Genomic DNA, 24,933 nt, shown 5'->3' with positions numbered 1-24,933 from the left:
CCTTGTTTGTGAACCGCCCGGGTTGCATCCAGGCGCCAAAATGAAAAGAGGCCGCGAGTGATCGCCGGCCTCTTCCTTATTAGAGAAGGCTGCTTAATCGGATTCGGTTGCGGGCAGATCGTTTTTTTTCATCCACAGCTGATCAGGACAGCATCTCCGCCAACGGGGGTTCTTCGACCTTTCGAGCAGGTTCCGGAGCGCATACTAAACGATAGACTCTCGATTCGTAAGGTTTCAAAAAGATTTTCCGAACGGTCGCCCCGGGGTTCTCCTCATAATTGGCCGCCAACAGCTCGGATGTGATGCATTTGATGGTTCTGGGCAGGTCAAATGTCGTTTCTTCCGGAAAAAGATTTGCAATAACCAGCAGCTTTTCGAGACCGAGCGTTCTTGTATACGCATAGATTTTCTTATGATTCGGCAGGATGAGGTCGTAGGTTCCGTATACGGCGACCGGATCGGTTTTTCGCAGCCGGATCAGTTTTTTGTAATAATGATAAATGGAGTCCGGATTGCTCATTGCGTCTTGGACGTTTATTTCTTTATAATTCGGATTCACCTTCAACCAAGGGGTTCCCGATGTGAAGCCGGCTTGGTGCCCGTCGCTCCACTGCATCGGCGTCCGGGAATTGTCCCGGCCGTTTTTCCAGATGATCTGCATGATGTCATCATGGCTCTTGCCGGCTTCCCTTTCGATCCGATACAGATTTTTCGCCGAGACATCGTTGTAATCCTCGATCGATTCAAATTTCACATTGGTCATCCCGATTTCCTGGCCTTGATAAATGAAAGGGGTTCCCTGCATCAGGAAAAACATGGTGGCCAGAGCCTTGGCGGACTGCTCGTGGTAGACGCCGTCATCGCCCCACACCGAGACCGAGCGGGGCAGGTCATGGTTTTCCATGAACAGCGCGTTCCAGCCGACGCCCTCCAGCCCCTTCTGCCAGCGGGTGAGCGTCTTTTTATACGCAATCAGGTCCAGTGTGCCGCCCCGGCCCTTGTCCCAAAGCCCGTTCGTTTCGAACTGGAAAATCATATTGAATTTCCCGTCCCGCTCCCCGACCCACTGCGCGGCGTCGTCGATGCTTACGCCGCCCGCTTCGCCGACGGTCATGATATCGTACTTATCGAACGTTTCGCGCTTCAGCTCTTCGAGATGAGCATGAATGCCTTCACGGTTTCGGTGCCCGTCGAAGGAACATACGTAAGGCAGATTCTCGGGATTAGGCAGATCGGGCAAGCCCGGGATTTTTTGGATATGCGTGATCGCGTCGATCCGAAAACCGTCGATGCCTTTATCCAGCCACCAGTTCACCATCGCGTAAAGCTCTTGACGGACCTCGGGATTCTCCCAGTTCAGATCCGGCTGCTTTCTGGAGAAAATATGCATAAAATACTGGCCGGTATGCTCGTCGTACTCCCACGCCGAACCGCCGAAAATGCTTTCCCAGTTGTTCGGCTCCGCTCCGTTCTTCCCGTCTCGCCAGATGTAATAGTCCCGCTTGGGATTATTCAGACTGGACCGGGATTCGATGAACCAGGGATGCTCATCCGACGTATGGTTGATCACCAGGTCCAGAATCAGCTTCATTCCTCTCTGATGCACCTGCCGGAGAAGCTGATCGAAGTCGTCCATCGACCCGAACTCCTCCATGATGTCCTGGTAATCCGAAATGTCATAGCCGTTATCGTCATTCGGCGACTTGTACATCGGGCAGATCCAGATGACGTCCACGCCGAGGTCCTGCAAATAATCCAGCTTGGCGATGATCCCTTGCAGGTCTCCGATTCCGTCCCCGTTGCTGTCCATGAAGCTGCGCGGATAGATTTGATACGCTACCGCTTCTTTCCACCAATTGCGTCCCGTCGTGTTCTCCGTAAAATGCTCGCCCATTACTTGATTGCTCCTTGCATGACGCCTCTAATGATGTAACGCTGACCGATCAGGTAAGCGATCAGTATAGGCAGAATCGTCAACAGGATGGCCGGGATCAGCAGCTGCCAGTCGTTCATATACGTGCCATTGAACACCTTCATTTTGATCGGCATCGTGAAATCCTGTTCCTTGTTGAGAATCAGCGATGGCAGCAGGTAATCGTTCCAGATCCAGAGCACGTTCAGAATGGCGATCGTCACCGAGGTGGGCGCAAGCATCGGCAGCACAATTTTGAAAAAGGTCTGTCTGCGCGTACACCCGTCGATCAAGGAAGCTTCCTCCAGCTCGACCGGAATCGATTTGATGAAGCCGTGATAAATGAATACGGAGAAGGAGCTGCCGAATCCGATGTACAATGCGATCAACAACGTGACCGGAGCCGTCTCGATCAGGTTCAATTTGGCGCCGTAAATATAGATCAGCGGAATCATGATCGACTGGAACGGAATGATCATCGAGGCGACCAGAACCGCAAAAAAAGTCTGATTGAACTTCGTGGCGTTTCGCACCAGGTAATGAGCGGTCATCGCCGCAAAGATCGCGATCAGGATGACGCTTACCGTCGTGATCACGAACGTATTTTTAAACGTGACCAGGAAGTTCATTTTTTCGATGACTTCGCCGAAGCGGCTGAAATCAAGCGTCTTCGGGATCGAAAACGGACTTTCAAGAATCTCGCCGTTCGTTTTGAACGAGTTCACAATGAGCAGAAAAAACGGAAACGTAAAACACACAAAAGCGACAACCAACAATGCGTAAGTGAACATTAACGATGTGAGCCTGCGGAGCGCCATTATGCCTGTACCTCCATTCTCTTGCTGAAATAAACCTGCAATCCGGTCACAACCGCAACGATCACGAACAGGATAATGGCCTCAGCCTGACCGACGCCGTAGTTTACTTCAAGAAACGCTTTCTGCACGACATGCATGGACACCATCATGGTGCTGTTGTAAGGTCCGCCTTCCGTCAATGCGAAGTTTATATCATAAACCATAAAGGCATTTTTCAAAGTGAGGAACACGGTCACGACAAAGGATGGAACCATCATCGGCAGCGTCATTCTAACCAGGCGCTGCCAGCCGTTTGCGCCATCGATGGTCGAGGCTTCAATAATATCCCGCGGGACGCTGATTAAGCCTGCGATAAAAATGATCATCATGTATCCGGCCGATTGCCAGATCGTTACAATAACCAACGCCCAAAAAGCCAGCTTTTCATCGCCGAGCCATCCCAGGCGCAGCAGCTCGATTCCGAATTTCTCGCCGATCGTCGGCAACGATTGTACAAAAATAAACTGCCAAATATAACCCAGAAGCAATCCGCCTATCAGGTTCGGCGTAAAGAGGGCCGTCCGGAAAAAGTTTTGGCTTCTGATGCCGGATGTGACCAGATAAGCCAAAGCAAAGCCGATCACGTTGACTAATACGATGGTTGCGCCTACATACTTGATCGTCAACCACATCGAATCCCAGAATTGAGGATCCTCGAAAGCAACCTTATAGTTCGCAAGCCCGGAAAATTCCAGCGGACTTACCGGGGAGGTCATTTTCATCAGCGTAAGATAAAAACCGTATACGAAAGGGACCAGTACGGCGACGGTAAACAGAAAGATCGTGGGACCGGTGAAAAACAGCTGGTTGCCAAGTCTTTTGATTTTACTTTTTTCCGCTATCATAACTTCTCCACATCCTAAACGAAATTAATGATCAAAGGGTGAGCGCTATCACTCACCCGTTTGATCAATTGTAAATGTACGGACTTATTTCTTGCTCGCGTAGTAGTTCTGGATAGCCTTTGCAAGACCCTCGCGGGTTTGTTTTTTGACGATATACTTTTGCACGTCCGGTCCGATGATCTTGAACCAGTCGTCAGCAACTACATAGTTCGTGCTGAATGGAGCCGTTTTGCCTTTGGAGATCGCATCGGCAATCGCTGCGCCCAGCGGGTTCGTTACCTTGTTCGGGTTGTTCTTGAAAGCGGAGATGATCTGGGATTTGTTCACCAGGAAATCTTGGCCCGCTTCATCGTACACCAGCCAGTTGAGGAATTTCTTGCCCGCTTCCTGCTGGGCAGGCGTAGCGTCCTTGTTGATGGCCAGAATTTGCGTCGGGCCTGCAACGATTTTGTTGTTGAGCGGGTTGTCCGGGTTGTTGTCCACCGGTACCGGGATGAAGCCGAACGTGTCGCCGGCGACCGCTTTCAGCGAATCGAACGCCCAGTTGCCGTTGAACAGGATCGCGGATTCGCCTTTGCCGACCGACAGGTGCGCGTCGTCATAGTACTGGCCGAGCGGACGCTCGCCGTATTTGTTGTAATCCTTCGATGCCAGCAGATCCATCGTGTCGTAATAGCCGTTCCAGATATCGTTGCCCGCCAGATCGAACTGGCCTTGCTTCAATTGCTCGACGATCGTGTTTCCGTCTTCAGCCTGGTTCAGGAATTGCGTGCTGTAGTGGTTGCTCACGGACCAAGCTTCCGTTTGGTAAGCCACCGGATACTTCACGCCGGAAGCTTTGATTTTGTCGAGCAGCTCCTTCAGCTTGTCGCGCGTGTTGATGGAGAACGGATCGAACGTGCCGCCGATCGCTTTCTCTACCACTTTGGTGTTATATACGAGTCCGAAGCCTTCGATCGCGAACGGGAAACCGACGATTTGGCCGTCTGCGTTTTTGAATCCGTCGGTCGTTTCTTCGTTCCACTTTTCATTCGAAAGATCGATGCCGAAGTCTTTGTATTTGTTCAATACCGCGCTCGGCTCAAGCATGGCAACCGTAACGGTCTCGCCGGACGCCGTCAGCTTATCCAGGATACCCAGCGTATCGCCTACCGCTGCGGACTGGGCCACGACCTTGATGTTCGGGTTCGCCGCCATAAAGTCTTTAGCCGCCTGCTCCCATTGCGCAGCGATCTCGCCTTTGCCGTTGGTGATGATGATTTCAACTTTTTCTTGTTCCGGGCCGGCTTCCTTGCTGCCGTTGGCCGAATTGCCGGTTGTCCCGGGGGACTCATTCGCAGGTTCTGCGGATTTTGATCCACCGCAAGCCGCCAATGTGACGGCCAGCATTACGACGAGAATTAAAGCTAACGTTTTCTTCAAGCAAACCCCTCCATCTTTGTGCTTTTAATTTATGTAAGGCCTTGGAAGGCCTTAACACCAGAATTTTGGGACCGGTTTCAAACACGTACGGAAAACAATAATTGGTACCGGTTTCAAACGCTGCCGAAAATCACTCTCCTATTCAAACCTCTCACCTGACTGCGTCGTGATCATCTGTATTGTAGCACGAGTTGAGACCGGTTTCAATCTTAATTTTCGCCTCAAAATCTTCATAAATAAATCGTGAAAAAGAGGTTGATATAAGTGCAAAACTAGGTGGATTTACGAATGACAAGCTCGATCGGAAGTTCGTACGTATCCGGGGCCTTTCCGGGATCATTGAGATGCCCGACAAGGACCTCAACTGCCTTCCTCCCCATCTGATCGACGGGTTGGCGAATGGTCGTCAGTCCCGGATCCAGCAGTTCCGCCGCGGGCTGGTCATCGAAGCCGACAATGGCCAAATCGCCAGGGATAGAGAATCCATACTGTTTGGCTGCGCTCAATATCCCCCCCGCAACCTCGTCGCTTCCCGTAAAAACAGCTGTCGGGCGATCCTTCAATTCAAGCAAGTATTTCATTACTTTTTTTCCGTCTTGAATCGTATGTTGATTGACTATAATCCAATTCGGGTTTATCTCGATTCCCGCCTCTTCCAGCGCTTTGCGGTAACCCAGATTGCGGTCGTTGTCTTTATCGATCTCAGTAAATGCCCCCCCCGTACAGTAGGCAATTTTCCGGTGCCCTCTTTCAATTAAATGCTTTACCCCCATGAATGCCCCCTTGAATTGATCCAAACGAATCATGGAGACATTGGCATTGGGATCACTTACATATTCATTGCATAACACAATGGGGCCATACTCGGTAAACGGCTCAACGGCCGACCAATCATTCTCAATGGCCGTCATGATGATGCCGTCCGCTTGTTTCGTCTTTAACAAGTTCAAAAACGTCAATTCTTTTTCTTTATCCAGATTACTCTGGCAAATGATCGTTTGATAGCCGTTTTGATAACTGACCTTCTCGATCGCATCCACCAAGTTGGAGAAAAAGGGGTTCACGATTCGCGGAACAATGACGCCGATGGTTGTCGTGAATTGCCCTCTCAATCTTCTCGCCGCCAGGTTCGGCGTATAGCCGAGCTCCTCCATCGCTTTCAAAACCCGTTCTTTCTTTTCCTTTGAAATATGGGGATAGTTATTAATGACGCGGGAGACGGTCGATTTCGACACGCCCGATAAACGAACGACGTCGGAGATGTTTGCCATTTCAATCACTCCATAGGCAGTAATTTGAGACCCGTTTCGCGTTTATTGTATCTCAATCCGGAACAAAAACGCACTATTTTTCTAAGGGTCGTAACAGAATTGATGATGAACCGTAACAAGAGCCCTCTGTCTCGGGGATCAATTGGGCCGCAATCTGAACGATGCAGCCAATTTTAATCACGACGACGAAATCCATCTGCCGGCCGGTGCCGGCTCCGCGGAACGATCCATGGAAGAACGGCCTGCCCCGTTGAGGGACAGGCCGTTTGTTTATTCCGACAAGGTCGATGCTCAAGCTTTCCGCTTCAGAATCCGCAGCCCGTGCAGCGGCAGCGACATTCCGCCCGTTACGGCTTCACCGCTCTCGACGTCCGTATAACGCGCTTCATCCAGCCCCACCGTCGCTTCTTTGCCGGAAAAATTAAGGATGAAGACATAATCATGCTCGCCGTCCGTCCGCAGCTGAGCCGTGACGCCGGCGGGCAACTCCGTATCGATTGCACGGCGGACACCCGCATCATCAACCAGCTTGCCGTAGAAGGAGTCATAGAACGACGGCTCACTGACGCGGGCAGCCAGGAAATAAGCCTTTCCTTCACCCAGTCCGTTAACGGTCAACGCCGGACGTCCGGCATAGAAATCGTCCCGGTAGACGGCAAGGACGTCCGCGCCCTCCGTGTGGATCAGCTCGCAAAGCTCATGCACGTCAAAGGCGCCTTCCAGTCCGAGCGAATTGCCGGCTTGCAGCACAATCCCGTTCCGGTCGCGGTCGTGAAGGCCTTCGATCTCTTCCGCCCATATGCCGAGCGTATTCCGCAACGGCCCCGGGAAGCCGGTCAAGTAGCACAGATCGTTCTCATTAACGATACCGGACCAATACGTTACGGCAATCGTTCCGCCGCCCCGGACGAACTGCTCGATCCGCGCACCCGCATCCTCTCTCAGCAGATAGGCCATCGGCACGACGAGAAGTTTGTACTTCGACAGGTCGTCATCGGATCCGATAATGTCGGTCGGAACGCCGAGCTCCCACAAGGCCCGGTAATGCTGCATCACCGTCTTCTCGTAATGGATGCCTCCGTTGCGGGGTCCTTGGGCGTCGTTCACCGCCCACCAATTATCCCAATCGAACAGGATCGCGGCTTCCGCCGGTACGGTCGTGCCGATCAGTTCCGTCAATCCCGACAGCGTCCGGCCGAGCGAAGCGACGTCCCGGAATACCCGCGTATGCTCATGACCGACGTGGTCGACGACCGCGCCGTGGAACTTTTCGCTGGAGCCCCGGCTTTTGCGCCATTGGAAATACTGTACCGTATCCGATCCATGGGCGACCGCCTGCAGCGAGGACAACCGGTGCATGCCCGGGCGCTTCAGCTTGCTGACGGGCTGCCAGTTGGTCAGGCTCGGCGTGCTCTCCATGAGCATGAACGGCTTTTGCTTCAACGTGCGGAACAGATCATGGTTGAAAGCGAACGATGAGGCGACGCCGGCTTCCGAGTCCGCGTCATGCCAGGTGGGATACGCATCCCAGGAAACGACGTCAAGCACATCGGCGAACTTCCGGTAATCCAGGTCATAGAACATATACATCATATTCGTGGTGCAGGGCAGCTCCGCATTGACGGCCTTGAGCGGCGCGATCTCGTGCTTGTAGAAATCGATCGTCTGATCGGTTACAAAGCGCTTCCAGTCCAGATTTTGTCCGTGAACCTGCGTCTCACCGTGCGGAGCGGGGGACTCGACTTGCGACCAGTCCGTGTACCGGTGGCTCCAGAAGGTCGTCCACCACGCCAGGTTCAGCGCGTCCAAAGTGCCGTATTTGCGCTTCAGCCATGCACGGAAAGCATCCTGGCAGTAGCCGCAATGGCAATCGCCGCCGAACTCGTTCGAGATATGCCAGCCTACCACCGCCGGATGGAAAGCATAGCGCTCGGCAAGCTTGCCGTTCATAATCGTGACCTTCTCGCGGTAGGCCGGCGAGGTGAAGCAATGGTTGTGCCGGAATCCGTGCAGGTTGCGGACGCGATTTTTCTGAACGCGCAGCACCTCCGGATACTTCTGCGACATCCAGGCCGGACGCGCGCCGCTCGGCGTGGCGAGCCATGCATAGATGCCGTTCTCGGCGAACGTATCCAGTACGCGGTCCAGCCATTCGAATGTAAACGTCCCTTCTTCCGGCTCCAGCGAGGACCATGAGAAAATGCCGACCGCCATGACGTTGCAATTGGCCTGTTTCATCAAGCGGATGTCTTCCTCAAGCACCTTCGGGTCATGAAGCCACTGATCGGGATTATAATCCGCGCCGTGCATGAATACCGGCAGCTTGCCGCTGATCGGCGGTACTTTCTTCTGCATCTGTACCAGTCTCCTTTGTCGTGAACAAGAAAAGAGGAGACGCTCGTCACCTCCTTCCTCTCATTCGTTATTTTTGATTGGCAAGGAAAGCGTCAATTTGGCTCTGCATCTCCTGCTGAATCTCGTCAATGCCCGCCGCCTTCAATTGCTTCAGAAGCTCCTCTTGGCCTTTATCGCCATCTTTGATCAGGCCGTATTCCAGCGGAATCGCGTAACGAAGCATCACATTGCCGACGCTGGCCACCTGGTTCTTCACCTTGGAATCGTCGAACACGAACGTTTCCAGCGGGAAATTGTACAGCTTCGACTCCCACTCGGCGGCCATGTCGATCGCTTCCTGCGGATAGGAGGCGTCCGTCCGGTTCAGCGGCGAGTTGAAGCCCCAGTTCGAGAAGCCGGTATAATTCGCCGCGCTCGGGCCGGCTTTGTACTTGTCGTCGCCGACCGGCTCGTAATGCGTGCCGGCGATCCCGTACATCATCAGGTCATGCAGTTCTTTGTCATTCTGCATCAAGTCGATGAACATCAGGGAGCGCTCGACCTTTTTGGACGTCGCATGGATGGCCATGCCGTTCTGCGTGGAGATCGCGCCGATTTTTTTCTTGTCCGGCGTCAAATCCGCGATCGCCATCTCGAATTGCGGCGTATCTCTGCGGGCTTCGGCCACGTTCGCGGCAACGGTGCCGAGATTCTGGGCATAGGAGGCTACCTTGCCTGCTTTCATGTCCTGCCATACGTCGTTTTTGTTGCTGACGACGTTCTTTGACCAGCCGTTGTTGTCCGCGAGGTCTTTATAGTAGCCGAGCAGAGACTTGAATTCCGGCGTATCGTAGACATTGAATAGCTTGCCAGTGTTGTCGTCCAGTTTGTAAGCGAGCGGAACGTTGTAATCCACGAGGTTCCATTCGTTCTGCTGCTCCAACAGGATTTGGTCGAGCTCGTGCCACTTCCAGCCGTCGGCTGCCTTGGCGCCGTAAGCGCTCATGCCTTTCTCGTTAGCCGCGACAGTCTTCACATAAGCCGCGAAGGTCTCCGGGCTGTTGACCGGCTCGAGATTGTATTTCTTGCGCAGATCTTCACGGATGATCACCGTCTTATCCGTCACTTCGGTATTGTTGTTCGGAACCATGTACAGCTTGCCGTTCACTTTCGCTTGCTCCCAAGCAACCTTCGGCATCGCAGCCCAGGTTTGCGGCATATACTTGGACAGCATGTCCTCGGTCAGTTCGAGGAAACCGCCCTTCAGCGCCTGGTCGTTATAGAAAGCCCAGTTCGCCGTATATACGATGTCGAAATCCTCATTAGCTGCGAATTTCAGCGGATACTTCTGCGTCCAGTCGGACCAATCCAGGAATTCCGCTTCCACGGTCGCATTGATTTTTGCTTTGAGCTTCTTGTTCAGCTCGGCGAACACGATGTTATAATCGACCGGTTTGGCACCGACCATAACGATTTTCAACTGCAGCTCCTCGGATGTATCCACCGCCCCGTTGCCGGCGGCCGGTGCTTCGTTGCCCTCAGCCGCTTCGTTGCCGGCTTGCGCCCCGTTATTGCCGGCCGCTCCGTTATTGCCGCCGCAGGCGGTAACGAGCAGCGCCAACGCCATGATAATCGTCAGAACGAGCATAGCGGACTTTTTCTTGTTTTGCATGGCTGACTTTCCCCCTAAAAATAATTGATATATTGATAACCAGGTTGCCCTGAAGTCATCCTTTCACTGCGCCGATCGTCAAGCCTTGCACGAAATACCGCTGGATGAACGGATACGCGAGCAGTATCGGGCCGGTTGCCACGATCGTCATCGCCATTTTGAGGCTTTCGGTCGGTATGCTTGCGGTCACCACGGCGCCGGAGCCGAGAATCGCCTTGCGGATGCCGTCCATATTGCCGAGCATTTTATACAGATAATATTGTAGCGGCATCAAATTCTCATTGGTTATAAAGAGAAGCGCATTGTACCAGTCATTCCAATAACCGAGCGCGATAAACAACCCGATGGTGGCCAAAGCCGGCTTGGACAGCGGTATGATCAGCTGCAGGAAAATCCGGAAATCACCCGCGCCGTCGATCTTGGCCGACTCCGTTATCGCTTCGGGTATGCTGCTCATGAACGTTTTCATCACAATCAGATAGAAGACGTTCAGCAGCATCGGAAGGATCAGTACGATCAGTGTATCCTTTAACGCCAGATCATTCACGATCAGCAGGTACCAGGGCACCAGACCGCCGCTGAACAGCGTCGTGAAGAAGAAGAAAAAAGAGAAGTGTCCGCGCCATTTGAAATCCTTTCTGGCCAGCACATAAGCGGTCATTGCCGTCAGGAACAGGCCGAGCAGCGTACCGATGGCGGTTACGGCAATCGTTACTCCGTAAGCCTTCAGCATCTGGTCGGGAAATTGAAACAGAATGCCGTAGGCTTCCGTAGAGAAAGCCGTCGGGATCAGCTGGAACCCGTCTTCGATGATCTTGCTTTCCTCCGTCAACGAGGAAGATACAACCAGAAGGAACGGAAAGATGCAGAAGACCGCGAGCAGCGTAAGGAAAAGATAGCCGACGACGGCCAGCAATCGGCGGTCGGCTTGCGTGTTGCCGGCGGCCGTCGGGACATTGCCGCCGGTGCTTATACCGGTTGCACTCATTGTGTTTTCCTCCCCCTTAGAACAAAGCCCGGTCTTTGTCGTATTTGCGTACCGCCCAGTTCGCCAGCATGATCGTTGCGAAACCGAGGACGGATTGGTAGAAGCCTGCGGCGGCCGACATGCCGATCTCATTCGAGGTCGTCAGCGAACGGAATACGAACGTATCGATGACGTCGGTCGACGAGAACAGAAGTCCGTTATTGCCGACCATGTTATAGAACAATCCGAAGTCGCCGCGGAAAATATTGCCGATCGCCAGCAGCACCAGAATGATCACCGTCGGGTACAGGTTCGGGATCGTGATCTTCAGGATCCGCTGGAACACGTTCGCGCCGTCGATCTCGGCCGCCTCGTACATTTCGGTATCGATGCCCGTGATGGCGGCCAAGTACATGATCGTACCGTAGCCTACCGCTTTCCAGGCCGAGACGGTAACGAGAATGACGGGCCAGTAAGCAGCCGTGTTGTAAATGTCGACCGGCTCCATGCCTGCCGCTTTCAGAAGCACGTTGACCGTACCGACGTCGTAGTTGAACAGGTTATAGGCGATCGCGCCGACGACTACCCAGGAAATGAAATACGGCAGAAACAGTACGGTCTGGGTGATCTTCCGGAACCATTTCCCCGCCACCTCGAACAGCAGGATCGCCGCCGCGATCTGCAGCACGTTGTTCACCGCGATGAAGGCGATATTGTACAGGGCCGTGTTGCGCGTGACACGCCAGGCATCGCCCGATTCGAAGAAAAAGCGGAAGTTATCAAACCCATTCCATGGGCTGCCGAAAATTCCGCCGGCATAATTAAACTGCTTAAACGCCAGTACGATGCCGGCCATCGGCACATAGGCGAATAAAATGAAAAACAGGACGGCGGGTGCAAGCATCAGCAGCAAGATCCGGTGTTTGACAACATCGCGCCAAAAGCCGTGTCGTTTCATCTCTCCGCTCCTCTCGTTGTCTCTATGTCCTTAGTATAGTGCGGCGGCAGAGTCCTTTGGATTCAGAGAAGCAACTAAAACGAATACACTTTCTACGATTTGTCGATTTTCGTCCACCTGATAAGCAATCAAAGGCTCCGGTCTGACGACCGGAGCCCAACGCTGAAGCATTGCGTTATATTTTATGTTTTTTCCGGTATTCGCCCGGCGTCATGCCCGTCGACTGCTTGAACTGGCGGTTGAAGTAGATGATGTTCTTGTAGCCGCAGCGTTCGGCGATCTCATAAATCTTCAGCGTCGGGTCGGACAGCAGCTCGCAAACATGCTTCGTCCGGCGCTCGTTCAGAAATTCGCTGAAATGCGTGCCTGTTTCCTCTTTGAACAAATGGCCGAGATAATTGGGCGTAAAATCGAAATGCGCCGCAACCTCTTTCAGCGTAACCTTTTGCTCCAGATGGTCTTCCACATATTGCATAATCGCTTCGATCAGCTTCCGTTTTTGCTTCCGCTTCTTCATGTACAGAAGCTCGGAGAGCTCAAAAAATCTGCGCCGCAGCCAAGATAAAATATCGTGCACCGTCTCGAACTGGAACAGCGCGACCGGCTCATGGGACTCCCACTTCAGCAGCTCGTACAAATTCTCGTTCATTTGCTGAAGATCCGCATGCAGCTTCGAGGTAATGCGAATGATAAGGTCATATGCGTCGGTTTTCCGGGACAACGGTATGTCCTTGCCGAACAGCTGCAGCAGACAATCGTCGATCGCGACCAGATTATACTCCAGGATGGCCTTGAGCATCCGGTCGACGGTCGGCTCCAGAGCGGAGGCCAACGTCTTCTGCGTTGCCGGATCCGACGCCTCCCGGATGATGCGGTTTTTGCCGAGCAGCCATTTGGCGCTCAGCGCCGCCTGGGCCTGGCGATAGGACTCATGCAGCGGCTCCAACTCATACGCAAACTTCCCGACCCCGATCGTAACGGTCAGCGGAAAAGCGTCCCTCACCGCCTGAATCAAGCCGTCGAGCAGCTCCGAGAACCGCTCCTCCTGCTGTCCGGCCAGCACGACATAGCGCGCGTGATGATCGGGGATGAACGTTCCGAGCTGCATATCCTCGGTATATTTCCTTATAAACCGCTCGAGACCGGCGATCAACGCCCGCCGCTGATCCTCCGTCATGTCGCGTGTTTTCCACTCCAGATCGTCCGGCTCGATGATGGCCGCTGCGGATCCCGTACCCGGCAAAGGCAGCAGCACGTTGCGGATATGTTGCTCCACCGGTCCCTGGGCTGCCTCGTTGAACCAGCGCAGCAGCAGTTCTTGCTGGACGAGCGAAAGAGCCTCCGTTAACGAACGGTTCTGTTCCCGTTCTTCTTCCACCTTCGCGCACAGGGACGCGAGCATCCCGTATAGCTCCGTATCCTCCACCGGCTTCAGCAAATAACCGTAAGCATTGAGTTGAATAGCTTCCTTCGCGTAGCCGAAATCTTCATGCCCGCTGATGAAGACGGTTTTGACGGACGGATTGATCTCCTTCGCTTTGCGGGCGAACTCGATCCCCGACATAATCGGCATTCGAATATCGGACAGGATGATATCGGTTCTGGACGCTTCCATCAGCTTTAGCGCATTGAATCCGTTATTGGCGGTGCCGATCACGTTCAACGGCAAGTTGAAGCCGGATACCCGGCGTCTCAGCCATTCCAGATCGATGGCCTCGTCGTCCACCAAAAGAATGTTGATCGTATTCATGAATGGCCTTTCCCTTCCCGGCTTTGTCCGTCTTGCTCCCCGCTTTCGTCGATCGGAAGCAGAATTTGCACGGTGGTTCCTCCGCCGTATATGCTGGCGATGTGAACGCCCGATTGCTCGCCATACCTGAGCTTAATGCGTTCCACTACGTTTTTCAAGCCGTAACCGCCCGATTCGCTTGAACGGGCCGGCATGCTTTTCACCGCTTCCGGCTTCATGCCGATTCCGTTGTCGATCACTTTCAGCTCGATCCGGTTGCCGAGCCGCCTGCCGGTAATGCGGATGGCGATCGTATCCCCGAACCACGCATGCTTGAATATATTTTCCACGAACGGCTGCAATATTAATTTGATGACCGGGATGTCCATGATTTCCGGCTCCACATCGTAATGGACGGTGAACGCATCCGCATATTTCACCCGTTGAATATCGAGATAGGTGCCCACCTGCTCCAATTCCCTGGCTAGCGGAATAAAAACCTGTCCTTGGTTCAGAGACAACCGGTAGAACCTGGACAGCCCGCGGACCATCTCCGTTACCTTCCGGGTTTCACCGAGATTGGCCAAGCTGCTGATGGCCGACAGCGTATTGTACAGAAAATGGGGGTTGATCTGTGCCTGAAGCGCCTCCAGCTCGGCCTGCTTTTTCTGAATACCTTGAACGTATACGCTGTTGATAAGCTCTTGAATATTGGACGCCATCGTATTGAAGGCATCTGCGATCTGGACGAACTCGTCGTTGCCGGCAAACCGGATCCGTTTCTGAAAATTGCCTTCCTGAAACGAGCGGATCAACGCAACGATCCGTTTCATCTTCCGCCCCGACAGACGAGCGACGATATATCCGATGAAGGCCATAACCAGAAAACTGGCGGTGCAAACCAGCACAATGACCTGTCCCAGCCGGGCGGCGTCTTTATTCAGGTAGGAGTAGGGCACCCATGTTTCGATCACATAATCGGTGCCCGGAATCCGTTCCGTGAGCCGCAGCGAGGCGCCGGAGCCCGTTCCGGCATCGGCTGGCCCGCGCCGATACAGAGAAACTCCCGTGTTCACGTCGGTCAACCGCAACGAAACGCCCTCTTCAACCGGGTAGGCGACGAAATCCCCGAGCAAATCCTCCAGGCTGGCTGTGATTCTGACGTAACCGATCACGGTTTGATAGTCGCTGTAGGACACCAGCTTGCGGAAATGGGAAATATTCGATAACTGCCGGTCGGTGTCCACCTGAAGCCACACATTGTCCAGCCCATCCGCCTGGATCGTTTTCATCCAATCGGTGTCCCGAACCTCGGCGAAGGGCAGCACATAATAATCGCTGTCCATGATGGGCTCCGCCATATTGTCGCCGGCCACGTAATGGAGATCTTCGTTCAGCGTGTACAGAACCAACCGGATATTATTCCCGAACAACTGCATCGGCGCCTGGATTTGCGGAACGATCTCGTCCATCATGGTCAGATAGATCTTGAGTGAATCCCCTCTGGTCTGCAGCGCGCGCTGAAAGGACAAGCTGCCGAACAGCGTGTCGGACATGCGGCGGATCTCGTCCATTTGGTACTCCAGGTTGTTTCTCGTCTGCTCCATGGCGGTCCGGATATTGGTTTCCGCCATCTCCGTCCGGGAACGGATGAGCATCGTATATGACATGTAACCGATGAGCGCATCCGTTAACAACACCAAAATCAGGTACGGCACCATCATTTTATACGTGAATGGAAAGTAGGCTTTCATAGCTGACATCCTCTTGCCGGTCATTTGTATTCTTATCATACCTTCCGCTTCGGCATAATTAAACATGCGGGGTCCTTATTGCGATTTCATGCATATTGTAAATCTTTCTCCTTGCAGCCCGATATCATGGCAAACAACGAAATGCAGTACTTTTTCCACGATCGGCGTTCAGGTGCAAAAATCCCACTGCAAATTTATAGGTAAAAAAATGAGATCGCCATAACATCTTGGCGGCGACCTCATTTTTTATGAATGGCTGTATCCAAATTTTTAGAAATTGTTTCGCGTACTAACGGCTTACCTTATCGAGAGGCAATGCCAATAGAACTGAGCCAGAGCGGTCTCGCCGTACACCGCGCTCATAACTTCGAGGATGCATAAAAGTTTCCGCGCTTCTTCCAGTCCGGCAACTCATCCAATGTCAGCACGTAGGGATGATTGTACACTTCAATTAGATGCTGACGATCATTCTGAATGCCGTCTTGAATAAAATTACCGCTCCACGTGACGAACCAGCTCCAATCTGCGCGATAGAGCTGAAGCAAATCCGGGTCCGGAATCGGCCCGTTCTCGGTAAGGGCGATGAGCTTCCGGTCGTTCACCAGTCCCTTCAGATTGTCATACCGATTGCTTAGCGGACCGTAATCCCCCGCCTGCGGATAGCTGTCAATGCTCACAATGTCCACGTACGCGTCGCCAGGGTACCATGCCGGGTTCTCGGAATTCCAAACCCAAATCAGGTTGTTCAGCTTATGATAGTTGGTAAGTCTGTCGTACATGAGGCGATATAGTTTCTTTGCCGGCTCCGGGCCCTTCGCTCCCCACCAGAACCAGCCGCCCTCCGCTTCATGAAGCGGTCTCCACAGAACGGGAACCTTCGCTTTCTGCAGCCGTTTCAGTTGAACGGCGATCGCATCGATATCACGCACCAGCAGCTTATAATCTTCCGACTGCGGATTGTCCATCGCATATTGGACATCGAATGTCGTCGCATAGGTATAGAAGCCTCTCCACCACTCTTTGCCGGGTTGATTGATCAGTCCCTTAGGCGCATTCCAATGCCAGGCGAACGTGACGATCCCGCCTTGTTCATCCCACTCGAGCGCATCCTCCACCTCTGTTGAAGACGCACCGTATTCAACGCGGGAGGGCGAGTAGTCGATCAGGTCGAGACCGAGAACGGCCGGTTTTTTGCCCGTCGTGTTATAAACCCAATTCGCATCGGCCAAGGTCTGCTGCCCCGACAGGATACGATTGCCGTACTCGGATCTCAGATACCGGTACAGCGCATCGGCTTCTTTGGAAGCTTTCGGATTGACGAGGTCCTTCGTCACTTGATGGGGAGGAGGTGTCGGTGCTTCTTCAATGCGGATCGCGTCAATGTTGTACCACCCCCAATTGCTGACGAAGCCGATGGTGTTCTTACCGGCTTGCAATAATAGTTTGCCGCCTTGCACTTCTTCGAACCCGGCGCTTTGCCTTAACGTAAGTTCGCCGCTCGGAATGCCGTTCAAAACCAGGCTTGTGTTCTTATCCCCGTACGGCGAATGATAACGAACGGTTAATGCATACAGCCCCGTTGCAGGAACGTTCACGTTGATGACGACCGAATCGGAGCTTTCGTTGAAGCCCGTGACGTAACCGTTGCCGGAGTAGCCGGCCGTCTCCGCAGATACGCTGACGCCCGTTAGTACGCCCTTCTCCGCTTCATAGGTTACCGCCGCCGCCTTTGTCTTTTTGTTCAAGCCGGGTATGACGGCAGCGATGAGTGCGAGAATGAGCAATCCGTGACCTAATTTTCTGAACACGATAACATACCTCCCTCCGATTTCAACTTGCCGGACTGCTTATTTAGCCAAATACCAATGCTTCAGGACTGCCTCCGCTTTTTTGCCGTAAATATCGAAGCCCCGGTCGTTCTTGGCTTCCGATCGGGGATAAAGCTTCACGCTCCAGTCCCACCAGAAAAATCCGCCGAACCACTCTTGATCCCAGAATACTCTCATTACCGAGCTGTAAAAGTTCGCTTGCTCTTCTTCATTGAAGGAGAGCTCGGTATGCGAGAAGTCCCATGGCATCGTCGCGCAGCCATGCGCACTGCGGCAGCCGATTTCCATAAACACGACCGGTTTGTTGAACTTCCGGTGAAGCTTTTCGAGCTTGTCGCGAACCGGCAGCCATTTCGCGATCATATTGTCTTCCGTATCGCCCGGAACGCTGCCGACAGGGTAGTAGGCGCTCGTTCCGATCATATCCACCTGATCGAACCAGGCCACGCCTTCTTCTTTGCCGTGATTGGCGTTGTAGATGAGCGGCCCCGAATAAACCTCCCGGACGCGCGCAATCAGCTTAGTCCACCTGACGGTTTGCGCTTCGGTTTTCACCATTTCGCAGCCGACACAGAACATTTCGCAGCCGAGCTCCTCCGCCAATTCCGCGTAATGCAGCAGGAAATGTGTATACGATTCGAACCATTTGTCCCAGTAAGGGCGAGTCGCGCTTTCTTCATCCGGGAATCCGATGTGCGCACGCCATATGCCGTCCTTTGAATTCACGACGGGCTTCAAGCATATCTTCAGCCCCGACTTTCGGGCCTCGGCGACCGCGAACGCGATATCCCGGTCGGTCATGGTATAGCCGTATTCGAAAGGGATTTCCGTAGAATGAACCGATTCTTGCCGCGTATAGAACGACAGGGCGATCCATTCGCTGCCGGTTTCCCGCAGCTTTGCGATGGAGTCTCCGGCTTCCGGCGTCCGATAGGACCCCCGTGTACTATTCCAACCCCATGTCATGCCTTTTATGAACATCCGATTCATTCACTTGCCCTCCGGAAGGTCGCACGCCAAGTTGAAGTGCCCCTGTTTTTATTCCCGCTGCTGCCAGCCGGCGTCTCTCTGCAGTACGCGGATCAATTGCTCGGCCATAAGGCGGTGTGTAATGACATTCGGATGGCCGGTTTCGCCGAGACTGTCCCGCTCCACGTCGGCCGGATCGAACAGAAAGCAGCGCACCTTCGGATCGGCCGCCCGAATCTCCTCGTATGACGCTAAAATATGCTCTTTTACCGGCGAAAGAATGAAAGGCCCCAGCGTCATGAACACAAGGGCGTCGGGGTAACGCGTTCGAAGCTCTCCTGCAAAGCGCTTGTACTTGGCAACGAACTCATCCCGATCGACGGCATAATTGTTATCGTTCGTACCCAGATTGATCAGGACGACCTCCGGTATCCACTGCCCGAAATCCCATTTCGTCTCCGGATCAAGCGGATTCAAGCGTCCATATTGCTCCGGCATCGTGTTGACGCGTTCATCCCCGTAATTGACCGCAAGCCCGATCCCGGAGACGGCCGTCGTATGCAGTTCGGCATTCAACGCTTCGGCCGCCAATGTTCCATAGGCGAGACGGTTATTCTCATGCGCGGCAATATTCGGATCGCCGTCTTTCCCTTCGTTGCCGGAACCGGCGCTGATGGAATCGCCGATGATCTCGAGCCTGTGCTCCCGGCGCGGCGGCGGCGTCATAAACCGGCCGCCTTCCGGAAGCTCGAATCCGAGGAATTGAACCGTGCCGAACATCGCTTCCGTCCGCTTGTAGACCTCGAGGATATGAGGCTCGTTCCCCGCTTGGGGGATAACAAGCGTCGTTGACTCGTGCAAGGCATCAATATGCAGCGTGCGATGCACCTCTCCGTCAACGATCAGATCCACCCAAGAATCTTCTCTCTCCTTGGCGATCATGCGAAGCGTTATGGCCTGGCCCCGGAACCGCACTGCGATCGAGCCGCCTGCCCACGAAAGCAGCGGCCCATTCGAATCTCGCCAATCCAACCGACCGACATAGCGCGCATGATTGCGGAATTCGAATTGATTATCCCTTCTGTACTCCATAGCGTATGGCCCCTTTTCCACCGATCCCGATGACTTTCGGGTTCATTCGCCGCCGCCTCTCTTGGCCCCACGAATTGCAGCGGCCTGGAAGACCTTGTCGAAGCCTTCGCTGGAACGCTTCAACAGCGTTTCGGGGGAGTCGGACGGCGCCTCCTGCGTCAATATTTCCTGCGCCACGACGCCGGCATAGCCGATATGATGGAGCGCGTGCAGAAAACCGGGCAAATCGATAACCCCTTCTCCCGGATACAATCGGGCATTGTCCAGCACGTCCTCGACCGGCACGTCCGGGGCATCATTGATATGGACATGAACGATCTGCTCGGCACGCAGCTTATAAATGTCCTCAACCGTCGATCCGTTCGTATGCCAGTGATAAGCGTCGAATAGAAGTCCCACATTCGGCTCGCCGATCGCATCGATCCAATCCAGCGTTTCCTCCATCGTCCAGATGAACGGATTCGCCCATCTGGTGCGCAAGTGATGCGGGCCGACGAATTCCAGACCCAGCCGAATGCCGTAAGCATCGAGAATCCGGGCTGCGATCCGCATCCGTTTCGTAGCCATCGCCATAAAATGCGACGCCTTCTGATCGGTCGAGGGCAAAATATAGGTGCAGCAAGCCGTGCAGCCGAGCGCGGCGGCCGCCTCGGCGGCCTCGGTCAGACCGGTCAATCCGTCCCGAAACATCGCTTCGCTCTGCCGCCACTCCACAGGCAATCCGATCGAGCCGACGACCATCTGATGACTCCGGAGCAGCTCCTTGGCGTTCTCGATGCCGACTCGTTCGATCAACCCCAAAGCATTGATATCGACAGCTTCAAAACCGTATTGCGCCGCCTTCTCGATGAAATACTCGTCATTGCCGATATCGCCTAAGCCGGCACGCGTAAGTCCATGCAACATTGCGGATCCTCCTCTAATGCGAATCTTACACATTCCAGTTGAGCTTGACTTCATTCCCCGTGCGGGACGACTCGTAGATCGCGTCCAGAACGAGATTGTTGGTAAACCCGGTCAATGCCGAGCTGATCGGCTGCTTGCCGTCGCGGATACACGCCAGGAAGTGGCGGCTAAGACGCAGCCGTTCCCCTTCGTCGTTGTCCGGCTTGCGCAGCTCCGTCTCCGACGGCCGGTCGAACTTTTCCGTCAGCAGCTTGCCGCTTGCGCCACGGTACGCTGCTCCCCCTTCGGCACCCATCAGATGGATGAACGGCGTATTGTCCGTATCCATATGAACGGCCCAGCTCACCTCAAGCGTGAGCGTGCTTCCGTCCTCCATTTTGATGATCGCCATCGCCAAATCTTCGACGTCGTACACACCGTTCCAATCCGGGGTCCCCCATGTGCCGATCCCTCTCCGCTTGGGCCCGAATTCCGCATAGGTCGATCCGAAAACGGACACAGGCTTCGGGTTTCCCATCAGGTAGAGCGCCAGATCCAGCATATGCACGCCGATGTCGATCAGCGGACCGCCGCCCGACTGCTCCGTTTGCGTGAACCAGGTGCCCCAGCCGGGGATGCCTTTGCGGCGGAACCAGCCGGTCTTCGCGGCATAGATACGGCCTAATTCTCCTCGATCCACCTGCTCCTTGATTTGCATCGGAACCGATTCCCACCGCATTTGATGAGCCACCATCAGCACCTTATCCGACTTGCGGCTCGCCTGCAGGATTTGCCGAGCGGCGTCGCCGCTGATGCCCATCGGCTTCTCGAGCAGCACGTGCTTGCCGGCCTCCAAAGCTTGAATCGCAAGCGGGGCATGATGCTGATTGGGCACCCCCACGATCACCGCATCGACTTCCGGATGGCCAATCAGCTCTTCATTGGTTGCCGTAACGATCGGGATCCCGTTCTCCTCGGCACGCTTGCGGACCTTGGCTTGATCGATGTCGGTGATCGCCACGATTTCGCATTCGCCCTGCAGTTTGGAGAATTCTCCGATGTGCACGCCTCCGATATTGCCGGCGCCGATCATACCGATTCTGATTTTATTTTCATTTGTCATGTTCAATCCTCCATATCGATTGGATTCCTTCATTAGCGGATAACACCGATCATGCCCAGCCTGAAGTTCGTCCCTTGGCAACCGGGCCGGTTGCCGTGTATGACCTCAAGCTCGAAACGGTGCGCCTCGTGCTGCAGATCATCTCCGTGCACCCACAATCGGTACCAGCCTTCGTTGCCGATCCAATCCGGGCGGTCGCGTTCAACGGATACCCATTCGCCGCCGTCGATCCGGTAACGAAATTCGGAGGATGTCCGCCCGAAATCGAATCCCAGGGCGACTCCCCTGCCGTCGAACATAAAATCCAGCTTCGCCCCGACCGCCGCCGTTTCCAGCACGCGGTCAATCCATCCATAGTAAGGCCATCGACGGATCGTCCAAGGACCTTCCGTGCTCACCTCATCCAGCGGCAATTGGACGGACTCCCCCCAATGCAACGGATCAAGCGGCTTCACCATTGCCGCCGACTGCCTCTCAACCCAGTACGGGTCGCCCGCACGCGATGAATCCTGTTCCAAGAAGGCGATCACGCTTTCGCCGTAGCTCATGCTGCCCCTGGCGGTCGGATGGAGACCGTCCGGCAGCCATTCCTCCCAACGGATAGCGCCTTTCCGGACTTCCTCCAGCGCGTGCAGCCCCATCCAGACCGAGCCGATTCCGTAATGCTCCGCGAGCTCTTCCAATTCCCGAATGGAATCCGGCTCCCGACCGGCTGCCATCGGCTCGTACATATCCTGACAAAAAGTGTATACGAACACCACATCCCGTTCCCCGTCAGCGAGCAGCTTCCGAATCAAGCCCTCCCGCGTTCGCCTGCGCCGCCCGGAGGGCGTATCGTGATCGTTGACCGCATATTCGACGAACACGATGTCGCAGCCTCGGTGGATGAGATCCCGCTCAGCCCGCAAGACGCCGAGGTCGCTTCCCGTCGCTCCGATCGCGGCATTCTCGACCGCAATTCTCGCCTCAGGGAAGCTCCGGGCGAACCAGGCAATAACCGGCTCAGGCCAGTTGTGCCTGGGTCTGGCGTCCGTGATGGAGCCGCCGATAAATCCGAGGGTGATTCTTCCCTCATCCAACTTGCAGAACGTGCCGGTCAGTGCTTTGCGATGCTTCCAAATCTGCAGCGTCATCCTATATGCTCCTTCTTGTCTGTTTGCCGCTTAGGGGAGACGGTAGGCCGTCAGATCCGGCAAATCTTCCCGCGTCAAGGTAAACGGGTGATCGTATAATTTCCGCAGCATCTTGAGTTCCGTGTATTTCCCGGAGTATACCAGCCGTCCGTTATCCTCTCTGTACACGAATGTTCCGTACCACGTACAGCACCAAGACCAGGGTGCGCCGTCCCGGATCAGCAGGTCGGGGTCCGGCAGGGGTCCGTTCTCGGACAGCGTAATGATCTTATTGGCGGACGTATAGGACGACGCCAGACGGAACCGGTCGACTTGCGACTCGTAATTTCGCTCCGGCGGATAAATGTCTTCGCCGATGATATCCACATATTCGTCGCCCGGGTACCAATCACCATGCTGGCCGTTCCAGACCCAGATCAGGTTATTCAGTCCGTGCAGCCGCGTCATCCGGTCGTACATCAGCTTCCAGAGCGCAATACAGGGCCCAGGGCCTTTCGCGCCCCACCAGAACCAGCCACCGGACGCCTCGTGCAGCGGACGCCATAGCACCGGCACGCCCTCGTCCCGAAGCCGGCGCAGCTCTTCGGCGATCGCGTCGATATCGCGGATCAGCAAAGCAAATGATTCCGAGGACGGATCCTTCATCGCCGCTTCGATATCGAAGGCGGTCGCATTCGTATAGAACCCCTTGCTCCAGTGCCGGTCAGGCTCCAGATCGATCAGATCCTTCGGGGCTCCCCAATGCCAGCAGAACGTCACGATCCCGCCTTGCTTCCACCAGTCGATCGCGAGATCGGTATCCTGGGAAACGGCGCCGCGCTCCGTCCGTCCCGGCGAATAATCCATAAAATCGAATCCCATTACAGCCGGGTATTTCCCCGTCGCTGCAAAGATGATCTCCGGCTCCGGGTTGCGCCCGACTCCCGCTTGCTGGCCGGTCAGCATACGCTTCCCATACATATCGCAGAGAAAAGCCATCAGCCGCTTGGCGTTATCCGATGCGTCCGGATTAATCAAGTTCGGTTCGACCCGAAAATTTGCGTCGCTTGTCAGATTGATCATGGTCAGCCACTCCCTATTACGTCTTAAGTCTGAGTCGTCATCCACTTCGGTGAGAACAACGTCTATCGCGATCATACGAAGACGGGCGAACCTGCAGGATTGCGGAGCGATCCGCTTAGCCGACAACGCCCGTGCGCTCCACGCTTTCCACAAAATAACGCTGCACAAACAAATACATCACGATCAAAGGCAGAATAGCGAGCAGGATGCCGGTGTCGACGACCATCGCCACATAATTCGGATCCGCCTTCACATTCGGATTCGTCCCGACCCCGAGCATGAGCGGAATCTGTTGGCTGGCATCTGCGGGAAGCGCGGCGATATTCACCGGCATCAGATTGCTCTCGCTCATGAACAGCGTGGTGAAGAACGTGTCGTTATACTGCCAGACGAAGGCGAACAGAATCACGGTAAGCAGCGGCGGAACAGCATTGGGAAGCATGATCCGGAAAAAGGTTTTGAACCCTCCCGCCCCGTCGATGAGAGCTGCTTCCTCGATTTCTTTGGGCAGCCCCCGGAAAAATTGACGGAAAATATAGATGAACAGACCCGACTTCAATCCGTTTGCGGTTGCTGCCGTGATCATGGACGGCCAGAACGTATTCAGCAAATTAACGCCGTCCTTACCGGTCAACAGACTGACGATGCCGAGAATGTCGAAGCTTCGGAAATGAAGGTACATCGGAACCATCAAGGTGCTCATCGGGATCAGGATGGTAAGAATGACCAGTGTGAACAGAACGTTGCTTCCGGGAAAATCAAACCGGGCGAAGCCATAGCCCGCAAGCGCACACGAAGCGGCCTGCAGCAAGGTAATCACCGTCACGAATAAGAGCGTGTTTCCAAGAAGCGGCCAATAGTCGAGCAGCTCGATCGCCATGCGGATGTTGTCAAGCGTGAAGTTCACGGGCACCATATAGATCGTCGGATTATAAATATCCTCTTTCGCTTTAACGGCAACCGACACTTTCTGCAGCAAAGGATAGAGGATGACGAACGAGATCCCGATAATCAGTGCATACCGGAATGCGGCCCATAGCCACTCCAGCGTTTTGTTCTTGGTCTTCCTGAACTTGTAGCAGATTACCGCTTCGCTTCGTGTCGTTTTGGCATCCAAGA

Annotated in this window: 19 protein-coding genes; all 19 read right to left on the bottom strand. The window is 54.4% G+C overall.

Annotated features, from left to right (window positions below; genetic code table 11):
- Positions 1-142: 142 nt before the first annotated feature.
- The 19 genes from RWM61_RS08710 to RWM61_RS08620 all read right to left on the bottom strand — a co-directional run bounded on the left by RWM61_RS08710 (position 143) and on the right by RWM61_RS08620 (position 24,931).
- Entirely contained in the window at positions 143-1,894 is a 1,752-nt protein-coding gene (locus tag RWM61_RS08710) for an alpha-glucosidase (protein WP_313999600.1), read from the bottom strand.
- Positions 1,894-2,730 (bottom strand): carbohydrate ABC transporter permease, encoded by an 837-nt coding sequence (locus RWM61_RS08705; RefSeq protein ID WP_313999598.1) that lies wholly within the window; start codon positions 2,728-2,730, stop codon positions 1,894-1,896. The genes RWM61_RS08710 and RWM61_RS08705 overlap by 1 nt, the downstream gene beginning before the upstream one ends.
- Positions 2,730-3,614 carry a sugar ABC transporter permease gene (locus tag RWM61_RS08700; protein ID WP_313999596.1) on the bottom strand — a complete coding sequence of 295 codons (885 nt, stop codon included), beginning with the start codon at positions 3,612-3,614 and terminating at the stop codon, positions 2,730-2,732. Before RWM61_RS08700 ends, RWM61_RS08705 begins: the two co-directional genes overlap by 1 nt.
- A gap of 84 nt (positions 3,615-3,698) precedes the next feature.
- A complete protein-coding gene (locus RWM61_RS08695) occupies positions 3,699-5,036 on the bottom strand; it encodes an ABC transporter substrate-binding protein (RefSeq protein ID WP_313999594.1) in 1,338 nt (445 codons plus the stop codon).
- Between the two features lie 272 nt (positions 5,037-5,308).
- The gene (locus RWM61_RS08690) at positions 5,309-6,307 is read right to left on the bottom strand and encodes a LacI family DNA-binding transcriptional regulator (protein WP_313999591.1); all 999 of its coding nucleotides are present in this window, start codon (positions 6,305-6,307) and stop codon (positions 5,309-5,311) included.
- Between the two features lie 291 nt (positions 6,308-6,598).
- Positions 6,599-8,662 carry a beta-galactosidase gene (locus tag RWM61_RS08685; protein WP_313999589.1) on the bottom strand — a complete coding sequence of 688 codons (2,064 nt, stop codon included), beginning with the start codon at positions 8,660-8,662 and terminating at the stop codon, positions 6,599-6,601.
- 67 nt (positions 8,663-8,729) lie between these two features.
- Positions 8,730-10,313 carry a DUF3502 domain-containing protein gene (locus RWM61_RS08680; protein ID WP_313999586.1) on the bottom strand — a complete coding sequence of 528 codons (1,584 nt, stop codon included), beginning with the start codon at positions 10,311-10,313 and terminating at the stop codon, positions 8,730-8,732.
- A gap of 55 nt (positions 10,314-10,368) precedes the next feature.
- Positions 10,369-11,301 (bottom strand): carbohydrate ABC transporter permease, encoded by a 933-nt coding sequence (locus RWM61_RS08675; protein WP_313999584.1) that lies wholly within the window; start codon positions 11,299-11,301, stop codon positions 10,369-10,371.
- Between the two features lie 16 nt (positions 11,302-11,317).
- The gene (locus tag RWM61_RS08670) at positions 11,318-12,238 is read right to left on the bottom strand and encodes an ABC transporter permease subunit (protein WP_313999582.1); all 921 of its coding nucleotides are present in this window, start codon (positions 12,236-12,238) and stop codon (positions 11,318-11,320) included.
- Positions 12,239-12,413: 175 nt separating this feature from the next.
- Positions 12,414-13,988: a response regulator gene (locus RWM61_RS08665; RefSeq protein ID WP_313999580.1), complete on the bottom strand. Its 1,575-nt coding sequence runs from the start codon at positions 13,986-13,988 to the stop codon at positions 12,414-12,416.
- Positions 13,985-15,721 (bottom strand): sensor histidine kinase, encoded by a 1,737-nt coding sequence (locus tag RWM61_RS08660; protein ID WP_313999578.1) that lies wholly within the window; start codon positions 15,719-15,721, stop codon positions 13,985-13,987. The genes RWM61_RS08665 and RWM61_RS08660 overlap by 4 nt, the downstream gene beginning before the upstream one ends.
- A 359-nt stretch (positions 15,722-16,080) precedes the next feature.
- Positions 16,081-17,529, bottom strand: coding sequence for a glycosyl hydrolase (locus RWM61_RS08655; protein ID WP_399538218.1), 1,449 nt, complete (start codon positions 17,527-17,529; stop codon positions 16,081-16,083).
- Between the two features lie 39 nt (positions 17,530-17,568).
- Positions 17,569-18,540: a glycoside hydrolase family 113 gene (locus RWM61_RS08650; RefSeq protein ID WP_313999576.1), complete on the bottom strand. Its 972-nt coding sequence runs from the start codon at positions 18,538-18,540 to the stop codon at positions 17,569-17,571.
- Between the two features lie 48 nt (positions 18,541-18,588).
- Complete coding sequence (locus RWM61_RS08645; RefSeq protein WP_313999575.1) at positions 18,589-19,611, bottom strand: SGNH/GDSL hydrolase family protein; 1,023 nt, start codon at positions 19,609-19,611, stop codon at positions 18,589-18,591.
- Between the two features lie 42 nt (positions 19,612-19,653).
- On the bottom strand, positions 19,654-20,517 hold the full coding sequence (locus RWM61_RS08640; RefSeq protein ID WP_313999574.1) for a sugar phosphate isomerase/epimerase family protein: 864 nt from the start codon (positions 20,515-20,517) through the stop codon (positions 19,654-19,656).
- A gap of 25 nt (positions 20,518-20,542) precedes the next feature.
- Complete coding sequence (locus tag RWM61_RS08635; protein ID WP_313999573.1) at positions 20,543-21,619, bottom strand: Gfo/Idh/MocA family oxidoreductase; 1,077 nt, start codon at positions 21,617-21,619, stop codon at positions 20,543-20,545.
- 32 nt (positions 21,620-21,651) lie between these two features.
- Positions 21,652-22,752, bottom strand: coding sequence for an SGNH/GDSL hydrolase family protein (locus RWM61_RS08630; protein WP_313999571.1), 1,101 nt, complete (start codon positions 22,750-22,752; stop codon positions 21,652-21,654).
- 30 nt (positions 22,753-22,782) lie between these two features.
- Positions 22,783-23,814 (bottom strand): glycosyl hydrolase, encoded by a 1,032-nt coding sequence (locus tag RWM61_RS08625; RefSeq protein WP_313999569.1) that lies wholly within the window; start codon positions 23,812-23,814, stop codon positions 22,783-22,785.
- A 115-nt stretch (positions 23,815-23,929) separates the two neighbouring features.
- Positions 23,930-24,931, bottom strand: a complete 1,002-nt coding sequence (locus tag RWM61_RS08620) for a carbohydrate ABC transporter permease (RefSeq protein ID WP_313999568.1) — start codon at positions 24,929-24,931, stop codon at positions 23,930-23,932.
- Positions 24,932-24,933 lie beyond the last annotated feature (2 nt).

Source organism: uncultured Paenibacillus sp. (assembly GCF_963515335.1).
Lineage (GTDB): Bacteria > Bacillota > Bacilli > Paenibacillales > Paenibacillaceae > Paenibacillus_I.
The sequence above is the reverse complement of the archived record's forward strand: the minus strand, read 5'-3'. Positions and strand labels throughout refer to the sequence as shown.

Bases quoted from the DNA above. Each gene is read 5' to 3' on its own strand.
- RWM61_RS08710 (WP_313999600.1), bottom strand. From the start codon at position 1,894: ATGGGCGAGCATTTTACGGAGAACACGACGGGACGCAATTGGTGGAAA.
- RWM61_RS08705 (WP_313999598.1), bottom strand. From the start codon at position 2,730: ATGGCGCTCCGCAGGCTCACATCGTTAATGTTCACTTACGCATTGTTG.
- RWM61_RS08700 (WP_313999596.1), bottom strand. From the start codon at position 3,614: ATGATAGCGGAAAAAAGTAAAATCAAAAGACTTGGCAACCAGCTGTTT.
- RWM61_RS08690 (WP_313999591.1), bottom strand. From the start codon at position 6,307: ATGGCAAACATCTCCGACGTCGTTCGTTTATCGGGCGTGTCGAAATCG.
- RWM61_RS08685 (WP_313999589.1), bottom strand. From the start codon at position 8,662: ATGCAGAAGAAAGTACCGCCGATCAGCGGCAAGCTGCCGGTATTCATG.
- RWM61_RS08680 (WP_313999586.1), bottom strand. From the start codon at position 10,313: ATGCAAAACAAGAAAAAGTCCGCTATGCTCGTTCTGACGATTATCATG.
- RWM61_RS08675 (WP_313999584.1), bottom strand. From the start codon at position 11,301: ATGAGTGCAACCGGTATAAGCACCGGCGGCAATGTCCCGACGGCCGCC.
- RWM61_RS08670 (WP_313999582.1), bottom strand. From the start codon at position 12,238: ATGAAACGACACGGCTTTTGGCGCGATGTTGTCAAACACCGGATCTTG.
- RWM61_RS08665 (WP_313999580.1), bottom strand. From the start codon at position 13,988: ATGAATACGATCAACATTCTTTTGGTGGACGACGAGGCCATCGATCTG.
- RWM61_RS08660 (WP_313999578.1), bottom strand. From the start codon at position 15,721: ATGAAAGCCTACTTTCCATTCACGTATAAAATGATGGTGCCGTACCTG.
- RWM61_RS08650 (WP_313999576.1), bottom strand. From the start codon at position 18,540: ATGAATCGGATGTTCATAAAAGGCATGACATGGGGTTGGAATAGTACA.
- RWM61_RS08645 (WP_313999575.1), bottom strand. From the start codon at position 19,611: ATGGAGTACAGAAGGGATAATCAATTCGAATTCCGCAATCATGCGCGC.
- RWM61_RS08640 (WP_313999574.1), bottom strand. From the start codon at position 20,517: ATGTTGCATGGACTTACGCGTGCCGGCTTAGGCGATATCGGCAATGAC.
- RWM61_RS08635 (WP_313999573.1), bottom strand. From the start codon at position 21,619: ATGACAAATGAAAATAAAATCAGAATCGGTATGATCGGCGCCGGCAAT.
- RWM61_RS08630 (WP_313999571.1), bottom strand. From the start codon at position 22,752: ATGACGCTGCAGATTTGGAAGCATCGCAAAGCACTGACCGGCACGTTC.
- RWM61_RS08625 (WP_313999569.1), bottom strand. From the start codon at position 23,814: ATGATCAATCTGACAAGCGACGCAAATTTTCGGGTCGAACCGAACTTG.